This is a genomic window from Aminobacter sp. J41 (genome assembly GCF_000526635.1).
Classification (GTDB): Bacteria; Pseudomonadota; Alphaproteobacteria; order Rhizobiales; family Rhizobiaceae; genus Aerobium.
Window position 1 is genome coordinate 16,023 of the sequence record NZ_JAGL01000037.1, and the last position, 11,949, is coordinate 27,971.

Here is an 11,949-nt window from a genome sequence, read left to right on the forward strand (position 1 = left end):
TGTGTTGGGGGGATACCTTATAGATGCACCGCAATCCACTGGTTGACTACCTGCGGACTTACGGCCCGCTGGCCGCGTCAGATTCAATTTATGACGAACACGTCCTGAAGGCGGCAGTCGAAAACGGGGTGGAGGCGATCGAGGTTGGCAGCGCGCTGCTCGACAGCCTGGTCGAAAATTTCGCCTCCCCGTCTCCGCGAAGCGTGATCCTCACGGGCACCGCGGGCGACGGCAAGACGTGGCACTGCCGCAAGGTGTTCACGTCGCTCGGCGGCTCGACGGCCGCCTGGAACGCCTCGCAAGGGTTGGCTGAACTGGATCTGCCCGGCGGCAAGCGAATGGTGGTCGTCAAAGACCTGAGCCAGTTCCACGAAGACCCGAGGCAAGACGAGATCTTCGAGGGGTTGGTGAAGTCGATCCTCGAACATGAGACTTCAACCTGCTACCTCGTCGCCGCCAATGACGGTCAGCTCCTCAGGTTCTGGAGGCGGCATCTCGACAAGGGCGACGACGTCCACAAGATCGACCGGGGCATTCGCACCATGCTCGACAAGGGTGAAGTCGAGCACCCGGGACTGAATCTTTCCCTGCACAATCTCAGCGCGCAGGAGTACGACAAGCTCTTTGACGACCTAGTCACAGCCGTCGTCGAACACCCGAGGTGGGAAGCCTGCCAGGGCTGCGTCCTCTATGAGGAAGGCACATGTCCCATCCGCCGAAACCGCGCTCTCCTGCTTGGGAGGGATCAGGCTTCGATGCGAGGACGGCTCGGCGACCTGATCAGGATCGCGGCGGCCAACGACACCCATCTGCCGATGCGCCACATCCTTGTATTGATCGTGAACGTTCTATTGGGGGTGTCAAGCCGTTCGACGACGCTTTTGAACTGCAAGTCGGCGCACCTTCTTGCCGCCGATGGGATGACCCAACTGTCGAACCCGTACGACAACGTGCTTGGCCTCAATCTCAAGTCGAATGAGAACCGGGACTATCTCGCCTTTACCGTCTTCGAGAACGCCGGCATCGGCCTTGAGACGAACAACGAGATCGACACCCTTCTTCTGGACGGGGAACCGGCCGACATTCACGCGAAGTACGTGGCTTCCGACCCGGTGCACGGGGCCTGTCTCTTCGAGCCGGCTCGCGTCAGCTACAGGCGAGGGGACTATGAGGACTTCACCGTCTTCCAGCGTGCGCTCGAAGCGCAACGCAGAAGGCTCTTCTTCGTCCTCCCGGCAGTGTCAAAGAGGGACGACGAGATCGACCCTTGGCGGCTGACGGTTTTCCGGCACGGCGGCGACTATATCGACTTCTGGAAGGCGCAGTGCCGCGGCGGTCAGGCGGAGCACATCAAGAGCAGGCTCGTGATTGGCCTCAACCGCAGCTACTCGGGCACGATGTGCGACGATTCCAACGTCCTCTGGCTCACAGGCCCGGCTGCCAACACCCAGAGCCGGATTGGCCGCATCCTCGACTACGAGATTCCGGTCGGTCAGCGCGTGAACGGCCCTGTCCGTTTCGACCTCGTGCCTGACGATCGGACGGGGCGGCCGAAGATGTCGGTGGGCATTCGCGAGAGGTTCAACGACCCCTTCCAGGAAGTGGCCTCGCACAAGCTTTCCCCGCTTCTGTTCGAATACCTGATGCGCGTCGAGCGGGGCAGCCTGCCCGGCAGCTTCTCGCGGCAGTGTTTCGAGGAGCTTCGTCAGTTCAGGCTTCGCGTCATGGCGAAGCTTCAGCAGGCGAACCTCGTGCAGCGGGAAGACCTGATGAACATGCGCGTCGTCCGGCTCGGCGAAGACGGCAAACTGCGCGCTGACACCCTCGACATCGTTATGGCGGAGTGACCGATGGCGACCCCCTACCTTGACGACGCTCTTGCGCCACCGACCGAACAGTTCGCGCGCGGCACGGACGTCTGGCTCGAACAGCAGATTTGGGGCCACCGCTTCTACAATGACCAAACCCCATGGTTCGTGGTTCTGGAAGCGCTGGGCATCATGTCCTTCCGGCGCACCGACCGGAATCACGACCGCATATTCGACGGTCTTGAAGGTAACAGGCACGAGCGCTTCCCCTACAAGCTCCCGACCCGACGGGAGCTGAGAACCATTCTCTTCAAGGACAGGCACATCGAAGAGATCGCCGACAGCGACGAGTACGGCTCCAACGCCACGCGCTGGGCGAAGTGGTTCGAACGGCTCGGCGCTGGTGCTGAAGCGAAGTTCGGCTATCTGCAGGACAGGTTCACGAGTTTCGCCGCCTTTCGCAACGCCGTCGTTCTGCTGCGAAGCGCCGAAATCGAGAGCGGGCGGAAGCGGCGCGCGACGTCACGCCATCTCGCGCCTCGCGGTCCTGACATGCTCGCGGCCGACTTCGGCGAGAAGAAGTCCGATCGGGCGGACAAGGACCGCCGCTTCTTTTCTCGCGGCGGCGAGCTTCTCTACCTGATGCTCAATCGAAGCGCCTTCAGGGAACAGCTTGAACCGTTGATCGTCGAGCGGCTTCTTACCGAGCAGAGCAGATGGAACGCTCTTGCCAAAGTGATGCAGCCCAACGAGCAGGAAGAGCCTCTCGAGTTCGACATCGGCTACCTGCCTCTTCCCTCGCATAAGGCCTATGACCGGATCGCCGAAGACTGGCTGAACGTGCTGTCGCTCAAGGAGTTGCCGGACGACAATCTGCCGGAGCCGCTGATGCGCCTCACCGGGTTCGGGATTGTCCGCTACATGATCGAGAGGGCTGCGGACGTTCTCGGCACCCCTGATGACCAGATTCCGCCGCTTCCCCTCGACATGGTCAGCACGGCCACCGTCGGCGTGAAGAGAATTTCACAGGACTGCTACAGGCGGCACCGTGATATGACGCGCCGTGCGATCGAGAAGCTCATCGAGGATTTCGAGGCTTCAGAGGAATGGAAGAACGCCCTTTCCCAGCCACAGCCAGCGCGGGCGGCCAACGACCTCGTCGAGCAGAGGTTCGGCTTTACTTGGAGCGACGCAGACGTGAGGCCGGAGCCGGAAAAATATCCGGCCCACATCGCCAAGGAGGCTCTGGAAGACCACGATCAGCACCTTGGCCGGGTAATTGGCTACTACGTCGACCAGATCGGTCTCGCCGTTGCCGTTCGTGGGGCTGGCCGCTGGTACGCGGCTAGCGACGGCATGCTGGAAGCCCTTGTCCTCGCCAACGTGAAGGAGCCGCTTGAGTTCGAGACCTTCCTCGCAAAACTGTGGGATCGCTACGGCATCGTGGTCGGTTCCGAAGTGGGCCGTGTGGCTTTCAAGGACGCAAACTACGGGCACTTCAAAGCCAACCAGCGGCTGCTTGAAGAGCGGCTGAGGGTTCTCGGCCTCGTCCACCGCCTCTCGGACGACTGTGCTTTCGTCCACAACCCGTTCCATGAGATCAGCCGATGAACGTCCACGCAGCAGCCATCTCTGAAGAAGAACGCGCCATCGCGCTTGTGGCAGAAGTGTCGGTCGCCCGCATCGAAGCGGAGATGAAGGACAGTCCGGGACGCAAGTCTCTCTTCTCCATCGTTGACTTGTCGCCGAAGCTGACATCGGCGGTCGCGCGCAGGGTCAAGGAGAAGATCGCTGGCGCTGAAGTCTACATTTATCCTGCGCTTCAGGATGGCACGCTCCCCGACGAGATGATCTCCACGCTAAGCGCCACCCATTTCCGAAACATGGAAAGGCCGGCGGGGGAGGGCGTGATCTTGTTTTCGGTAACGACGGACCACCTCGACGTGGTCGGCGCGACCGTGAAGGAGATCAAGCAGATTTCCTATGAAGCGCTTTCGCAGGCCCCGGAACTCTGGCTCTCTCAGTGCCCCGAACTGAGCATGCTCGATAAGCGCAACACGGAAAATGTCTGCAACTTCATCCGTGGCGCGGATGCCGCGGGTCTGTGTATTGGCGGGCTGCCGATGCTGTCGCAGTTCATCCTCCGGCTCGAAGAGGAGTACAAGAACACCCGCATTGAGAAAGCCCTCGACAACGCCTTGCCCGCTTTCCGTATCCCGGCCGGGGCCGGCCGTTTTAAGGATTTCGGGGCGAGGGGCCGCATCAAGAGCGTCGAAAAGTGGAGCGAGGAACTCGGCGAGCTGTGGCGCAAGGCGAACGATGCGCTCTACCTGCGTAATGACCGCGGAGCGGCGCTCGACCGCAAGTCGCTGAAGAACCGAGTCGAGGAGCTGCTTGCGAACGGCCGGCTGGTGAAGGACGACAGGGACGTCCTTATCGCGCTGATCGAGGACGAGACGATCGCCGCGGGCAGCTGGCAACCGACGCAGGAAGCAGCCGCCAACCTGCGATGGGAGATTTTCGAACCCGTCCTGAAGATCAGCAAGGCCTCCGCGCGCGCGTCGCTTTCGCAGGCGACAGCAGACTTCTTCATAAAGAATTTCCCGACCGCGCTCGACGACGAAGACAGGCACCTCCTCGAAAACGACATCGTCGAGACCGCCGACGCGGACGATGCGGAGCGGGAGTTCTTCTTCAAACACCGCGAGACTCTGAAGCAAGAAAAGCCGCTTCTGAAGCGCTGGGAAAGCTTCATCTTTCGCAAAACGGAGGAGCACCCCAACCTCCTGTCCGGCATTCTGCTGGCCGCAGCCGATCTCGTCGGTTCGGTTGAAACGACGCCGGAGAACCCCGTCCTCGTCCTTCGTCTGGAAGGAGCCGACAAGCTCAGCTTCTGGAAGCACAAGAACGCGGACATCTGCCGTTTCCTGCGCGACAGGTTCCGCGGGCTTCGCGAGTTGCTCGCGCCCATCATGGTTTGCGACTTCGGGCTCTTATGGTCGCACTCCCAGCATTGGGATGTTGGCAAGGCGAGCGAAAAGACCTCGCTCATCTCTCGTCAGTTCAAGTTCGACATCTGCCTCGTTTCGGCGGAGGAACTGGAGACCAGCGACGTTTTCAAGACCGCGCAGCACGCCACCCAGCTCGTCTGGACGATGCCTGCGAACTCTTTCGCGAACGCCTACACGGCGAACATGGCCGAGATCGCCAACCAGGAAGGCGAAGTCGCGCTCCTTGGATCGGGCAGGTTCTCCCGGTCGCAGAGGACGGATCGCGTTGTCGACGGCATCATCGATCTCAGGAACCGTGCCACCGTTCAGGACGTGTTCGACTCCCCGCAGGGCACCCTGGTCAACATGAACGACGCGGCGCTCAATGAGGGCAAGAAGTTCCTCGAAGCGCTCGACAGCCTCGGGGGCGAAATCCTTTCCGAGGAAGACGCCGCCGTCATCCGCGAGGCCTTCCTCAAGTTCCATGAGAAGTACACCCAGGCAGTCCGCGCCTTCATCCGGGCAGACGGGGGCGGCCTCACTGACGCGTCCCTCTACGAGCAGTCGGAGCTTTACGGCGAACTTCTGTCGCTTCTGCGCGCAAGGGCGCGCAACGACGACTGCCGCAAGCTTCTCTGGAAGCCCGCGCTCTCGATCGGCATGGCGTATTCTCTCGACAAGCCGAGCGTCGCCATCTCCTGCCCATGGCATCCGTTCCGGCTGGCAGAGGCGCGAGCCAAGGCCGAGAAGGTGGCCGCCGCGCTCCGGGAACTCGTCTCCTCAGGCGGAAACGGAGCGGACCTTCGCACTTACGCGCGCAGCGTGACGGACGCGATCGGCCGTGCGTGGCATCCGGCGATGACGCTGGTACCCGGCGTCGGCGACCATAAGCTGCTCATCGAAACCGAAGACTTCGCAGACTACGGCCTTCTCGAGCCGCCGACCCTAGACGAAGGGGCAGAGGACGCGTTCGACGGCTACTCCAAGGAAGCTACCGCCGCGCTCCTCGAGCAGGCGCGCGAGTATCTCGACCTCAATCCGCACGAGCGCGCGAACTTCTCGGTCGTCCTCTACAACGCGGATAACCGCGACCTGCCGTCGAGGTTGGCGGACCAGCTCGCAAGGAAGATCGAGGCGGAGTCGGACCTTCGCTGCGACCTTATCCTTACCCACACGAACCAGCATCGCCTGCGCCAGATTTACGCCGAGCAGAACGTCACCATCAGCCGCGAACTCGACGGCGTACTTGCGAGCGAGGCCGCGCAGAACTTCCTGTCACGCCTCAGGGTGGGGTTCCTCGACGTGGATTCGGTCGGCAGCAGCACGACTGCCCGCAAGGCGGACATCGTCCTGCTCCATGACGTGATTGCTCGCGGCGCGAAAACGAGCTGGCGCAAAATCTCGCCGCCGCGGCAAGGATGGCCGAAGTTCGCCGATCATCTTCCGGACGAGGAGACCCGTCGGCTCTCGCACGGCATGGGCGAGCGCAAGAGTGAGACGCTGCTCGTGCCCGCTACGCGGCCGCTCGAAGTGCAGCGATACGTGGACGTAATCCATGACCTCCACCGGGACGAAAAGGAGGAAGACGCTGGTCACTTCGTTCCCGTCCGCGAGGTGAACTTCGACGACAAGCGCATCTCCGACGCGATCACCAGGGCGCATGGCGTTGCCGAGTGGGTCGTCACCTTCGACGGCATCGCGAACGAGCAGCTGCTGAAGAACAACGACATCAACGTCATTCGCAACATCGCCTGGCCGGGATCGAGCCACAACGTGATCGTCTCCACCAAGAAGACGAGCGTGCCCCTGAAGGACAGGCTGGCTCGCCAGCTCTCCGAAGTGACCGCCAAGTCCGCGCTTGAGGCGAGGAGCTTTGCCGACGTCTGCATCAACGAAGCGGCGTCGATCTCGGGCCGTGTGGTGCTTAGGGCCGCCCGGCAGGAGAACCACGCACTCGAGCTTCTGGGCCTGCTTCTCAGCAAACAGGTTCTCGTCGCCTCCCTGCCGGATGGCATGACCCCGGTCGCCTGGCTGCAGCTCGACGACTTTGCCGAGCCGCTAGGGCTTAAAAGCAAGATGAAGGCCGATATTCTCGTCCTCTGCGTCGGCGAAGAGAACGGGCATCCGGTTCTCGACATGCACGTCATCGAAAGCAAGTTCATCGGCCAGGACGGAGAGTCTGGAGAATCCAAGAAGTCGCTCGATCAGACGCGTGCCACGGCCATCGACCTCAAGAACCGCATCGTGCTCGGCGGCGACGTCCTCAACCGCGGCCTCTGGCGATCCAGGATCGCCGATCTTCTCCTCGAGCACGGCGTGTTCCCGCGCTCGGTGGCCGGCGATCCGCGTTCATGGGCATCGATGATCCGAAGCGGTGACGCGAACATTCGCATCCGCGGCGTGTCCTTCGTCTTCGTCCATGACTGCATCATGAACAAGCCGTTGCCCAACGAGACACAGGAGCCGGAGATCCGGCAGTACGTCTTCGACAGGCCGGAGATCGCTCGCATCTTCAGGCACTTCGAGGCTCCGAGTTCGGAGAGCGCGCTGAAGGTTCGTCTTCCAGACCCCGCGTACTGCGGCAAACCTCCTGAAGCAACGGACACTGACGGCGAAGACGTGTCAGGCGACAGCACGGTAGAGCATGTAGAGGTGATCCCAGAGGAGGAAAATCACGACACGCAGCCTGAGAAGGATGTGGTGACGCCGCCCGTCTTGCCAGTGGTCGCCCCGCCGCAAACGGAGCACGACAACGCCGCCGGGCAATATCCCCTTTCGGTGCGAAGATATATCGAAGCCGCTCCGGTTCCGGCTCGAGACGACGACAGGGTGTGGCTGGACGCGGTCAAGACGAAACTGCGGCAGGCATTGAGAAGCTACGGTCTCGACTCGGAGATCACTGGGGATCGACTGACCCCCAACGCCGCTCTGATCAAGTTCAGGGGCACCGACACGATGACGGTGGCGAACGTTGAAAAGCGCCGCGAAGTGCTGCAGACCACGCACGGGATCATCGTCAACGACGTGCGGCCGGGCACGGGCGAGGTTCTGGTCATGGTGCGAAGGCCGAAGCGCACCATCCTTTCCCTTACTGAACTCTGGAAGCGCCGTGTACTTCAACCGACCGCTCCGGTTTTCAACGGCAGTTTCCTTTTGGGAGAGCGCGAAGACGACGGCGAGCTTCTCTATCTGAACATCTTCGGGGAAAACGGCGCGCAGCCGGAGCACGGACCGCACACTCTCATCGCCGGCGAGTCCGGCGGCGGCAAGGGCGTGCTCACCCGCAACATCCTGCTCGATCTCCTTGCGACCAACTCGCCGCGCAACGTGCGCGTCAGGTTCGTCGATCCGAAGTTCGGCGCTGACTATCCGTGGCTGAAGAATATGCCCCACCTCGACGGCGGCATAGTCGTAACCCAGGAGGAAGCGATCAAGACCCTTGAGGAACTCGTTGCGGAGATGGACAGGCGCTACGAGGAGATTACGAAGATCGCGCCGAACATCGAGAAGTACAACCAGAAGGTCGAACCCGAAGCGAGACTGCCGCGCATCTTCCTGTTCCATGACGAAATCGGCGACTGGATGGCGGACAAGAGCGGTCCGTATCCCGAGGCTGTAACGAACTACGTGGTGCGGCTTGCTTCGAAGGCACGCGCCTCGGGCGTTCACCTCGTCCTCATCACCCAACGGCCGGACAAGGACGCGATGCCGTCGCAGGTTAAGGCGAACATTGGCAACAAGATTGCCCTGAAGGTGTCAACGCGAGTGAACTCCAGCATCGTGCTCGACGAAGGCGGCGCGGAGACACTGTTGGGCCGGGGGCATTTTGCCGCGAAACTCGCCAACGAGGTTCCGGTGGGGCAATCTAGCCTGATCATCGGTCAATCTCCGTACATCGATGACGACGATGCATGGGAGCTTGCCGCGGCGATCACCGAACACTGGGGCAGGGCCGGGTAAGAAAGCCGGAGGGCGCATTTGGCGAAGAAGAGCGAGCCGGGAAAGCGTGTCGGTGGGTTCCTGTACGTTCACAAGGATGCGCTTCCTCTCGCCAGCGAGGAGGTAAGGCAAGCCGTCGCGCGCGCGGAGGAGTTGGCGGGAGGCTTCGAGTGGAACGTCGCCAAGGTATCGGACAAGCGGCAGTCGCTTCTTCTTTACGAGGACTTTTCGGCCTCCGCTTTTCCGGCCCTTCTGAAAGCGATCTCGTTCGATGAGGACGGTAGGCCGACCGTCACGGACTATACGGGCCGCGACAACCCGCCGATCCTGCACCGCAAGGAGACGCTCATCGCGCCGGACGATCCACGACAGCCGGCCTTTTGCGCGATCACCCGGCGTGCGGAGGAGCTCGGCCTTTTCAAGGACAGCAACAGGATCGGCACGCGCAAGGCCTGGTACGCTCGCCTTGAAGCCGCCGGGTTGAAGGTCGACGGCCCGCGCTTGGTTTCTGGAGGGGACGCTGCGGTGGAGGTCGCTCGCGAGCGCACCGCAATTTCGCGAACCGCACTCTCGCAACCCGTTTCCCTCATGGTTCGCTTCGGCATGCTTCAGGGGGAATTCGAGCTCTTCGACTACGGCTGTGGGCGTGGCGACGACGTAGCCATCCTGCAGGCGAACGGTTACGCGGCTTTCGGCTGGGATCCGAACCATCGCCCCGACGGCGAGCGCCGTCCGGCCGATGTCGTCAACCTCGGCTTCGTCATCAACGTCATCGAGGACCCGCACGAGCGCGAGGAGACGTTGCGTGCGGCATGGAGCTACGCGCGCCGCGGCATGGCCGTCTCCGTCATGGTGCCGGGGAAATACAGTGTCGACGGACATGTTCCGGTCTCTGACGGCTTCCTGTCGCGACGGCAGACCTTCCAGAAGTACTTCTCGCAGGACGAACTTTCAGCGCTGGTGAGGAAGGTGACGGGCGAGCGCCCGCTTCCGCTAGCGCCGGGCATCGTCGCCGTCTTCCGGGACAAGGAGCTTGAACAGCAGGTCAGCTTCCGGCGGCGTTCAAGATCGACCATCTACGCACGCCTCCAGGTGCCGGAGAAGGAACGTCCCGAGCGGCCGCAGGCGCTCACGGTCGTGCAGCGGGCGCGCGAGGAGCTGGAAGCCATTTGGCAGACGGCTCTGCAGTTCGGTCGGCTGCCGCGCGAGGAGGAAATTGAGCCCGAAGTTCGCGAGGCCCTTCGCGCGAAGAACATCTCGCTTGGTCGCGCACTTGCCGCATGCGCACAGGAGATCGCAGATCCCGGCCAGATCAGGATGGCGGCGGAGGCGAGGCGCGAGGACCTTCTCGTCCACTTTGCGCTTTCGCTGTTTCCGGGAGCGGTCCGCTACAAGACGCTTCCGGCCTCGATCCAGCGCGACGTCCGCGCGCTCTTCGGATCGCATTCGGCAGTGATTGAAGCCGCGACTGCGCAGCTGAAATCGATCAGGGACCGGGAAGCGCTACAGGCGGCATACGCTGCGGCGGCCGAAACCGGATACGCATCGTTCGAGGACGGAACGCTGAGGTTCATGGCCGAGAACCTCGAGCAGCTTCCCGTGAAGGTTCGCATTGTGGCGGGATGCGCCGAGATCGTTCACGAAGGCTTTTCGTCCTTCGATTTCATCGAGGTCGGCCCGGATCATGGGGTCGTCAAGGGTTATCAGTGCGACGCGCCCGACAGTGCGCTTCCACTGATCAAATCGACTGTCGAGGTCAATCTGGGCAGGTCGATATCACGGATGAGAACGCACTCCGATCATGTGCTTTACCTGAAGTCACGGTTCATGCCGCGAGGACATCCAGGATACGACAAGCAGGCTGCGGCCGACGCGAAGTTGTTAAGTTTGGGACTTGTAACGAGACTTGGCGCCGGGCCCACTGCAAGGGAGTTTTCATCAGCATTTCGAAGGCGCGAGTGAAGTAACGATAACACCAGGGGGAATTTCGATCGCGGTTCCCAATGACGTCCAAACAACGAAGGTCGAGCGCGGCGATACTTAAGGTCCGCTGGCGCATTCCTTTTGAGCGGGCGGGCGGCGACAACAACTTATTCCTCACTCATGCAGGATGTTGCCGACAGGCTGCAGGACGTTCAGTCTCGACGAAGAGGCTACTCGAAAGGCTTCCGGGCATTCTACATTACGGGGTGGTCGTTCCTGCGCCACAGGGCCTCACCGCGCTCATCCACGCCCAACTTTACATCCAGCTGGCTGATATAGTCGCCAAAGGCGGACAGATTTTCGTCGAGACTTGTATTCTCGCCTGATGTTAGGAAAGCAAAGTTTGCCTATGGGGCAACAGATCGCTTGATACCCGGCTACGCAATGGCAGGTTAGGTCGACACGCGGCCGGCCAGTTCTTCGGACCGCTGACAACGACTTCGGATGTCGCCATGGGGCGGCAAGCGGCGCCCATTCTTCAGGTTGAAGTGCGCAACGAACATTGCGCGTTGTCTCAAGTCGTCCGCAAGGTGCAGATGCACTGCCGGCAACCTGAAACAAACTGCGCCATTTCGGGCCAGTAATCTGGATAAGCGTTACCCCGCTAACGGCGTTTGTCGATTGCAAGGCCCGAGTTGATACTGATCACGTGGCCACCAAGGAGGGGAACCCATGACACGAAATCAGGCAGTGAGACTCCAGAAACAACGCGAACGGCAGCGCGCTTATCGAGCGCGGCTCAAGGCCGAGCGCCGTCCGAGCAACGAGGATTTGGCGCGTGCGCTGCTTGACGTCGCGCTGACCCAGCACCTTAAGCTGGGGCGGTATGAGGACCTGCTTCGTATCATGGATCTCGTTGCAAAGCGGCTGCAAGACGTCGGTTTTTCCAGATCGATGACACGGAGCGTTTGGTTCGAGCTGCAGGATCGCTATGTAAGCGGCTGGTCTCTTCTGCGCCAGCGGACCTCGCTTGCTGAGTTGAACGCGTTGCGTTGTGAAAACGCAGATGACTGATCAAGCTGCCAACCTCGAGTTAGCGGCACCTAAACAGGCGATCATGCAATATATTGACGGCTCTGGCTGGGCGTGCCCACGCCCACAGGCATTAAATCTCAGCATACGCTTCGATCCTGAGGTGGTGCTCATGGTTCGTCGGGGTAGGGTCCGCGCCTGATCTCCTGCAGGCTGGCAAAGTAGTAGCTACCTGTTCCGGCAGAACCTGCCAGAGC

The 11,949-nt window shown here is 61.5% G+C and carries 5 protein-coding genes; all 5 read left to right on the forward strand.

Annotation, left to right across the window (positions count from 1 at the left end):
• The first annotated feature begins 23 nt into the window (after window positions 1-23).
• The 5 genes from L630_RS0117685 (at window position 24) to L630_RS0117705 (ending at window position 11,734) form a co-directional block, all read left to right on the forward strand.
• On the forward strand, window positions 24-1,847 hold the full coding sequence (locus L630_RS0117685; protein WP_024849552.1) for a hypothetical protein: 1,824 nt from the start codon (window positions 24-26) through the stop codon (window positions 1,845-1,847).
• A gap of 3 nt (window positions 1,848-1,850) precedes the next feature.
• Window positions 1,851-3,419 (forward strand): hypothetical protein, encoded by a 1,569-nt coding sequence (locus L630_RS0117690; RefSeq protein WP_024849553.1) that lies wholly within the window; start codon window positions 1,851-1,853, stop codon window positions 3,417-3,419.
• Complete coding sequence (locus L630_RS0117695; protein ID WP_024849554.1) at window positions 3,416-8,758, forward strand: FtsK/SpoIIIE domain-containing protein; 5,343 nt, start codon at window positions 3,416-3,418, stop codon at window positions 8,756-8,758. Before L630_RS0117690 ends, L630_RS0117695 begins: the two co-directional genes overlap by 4 nt.
• Window positions 8,759-8,776: 18 nt before the next feature.
• On the forward strand, window positions 8,777-10,699 hold the full coding sequence (locus tag L630_RS0117700) for a DNA phosphorothioation-associated putative methyltransferase (RefSeq protein ID WP_024849555.1): 1,923 nt from the start codon (window positions 8,777-8,779) through the stop codon (window positions 10,697-10,699).
• A 693-nt stretch (window positions 10,700-11,392) separates the two neighbouring features.
• Complete coding sequence (locus tag L630_RS0117705) at window positions 11,393-11,734, forward strand: hypothetical protein (protein ID WP_024849556.1); 342 nt, start codon at window positions 11,393-11,395, stop codon at window positions 11,732-11,734.
• The last annotated feature ends 215 nt before the right edge of the window (window positions 11,735-11,949 follow it).

What these genes read in the sequence shown, in the direction of transcription:
- L630_RS0117685 (WP_024849552.1), top strand. Translation starts at nt 24, where the DNA reads ATGCACCGCAATCCACTGGTTGACTACCTGCGGACTTACGGCCCGCTG.
- L630_RS0117690 (WP_024849553.1), top strand. Translation starts at nt 1,851, where the DNA reads ATGGCGACCCCCTACCTTGACGACGCTCTTGCGCCACCGACCGAACAG.
- L630_RS0117695 (WP_024849554.1), top strand. Translation starts at nt 3,416, where the DNA reads ATGAACGTCCACGCAGCAGCCATCTCTGAAGAAGAACGCGCCATCGCG.
- L630_RS0117705 (WP_024849556.1), top strand. Translation starts at nt 11,393, where the DNA reads ATGACACGAAATCAGGCAGTGAGACTCCAGAAACAACGCGAACGGCAG.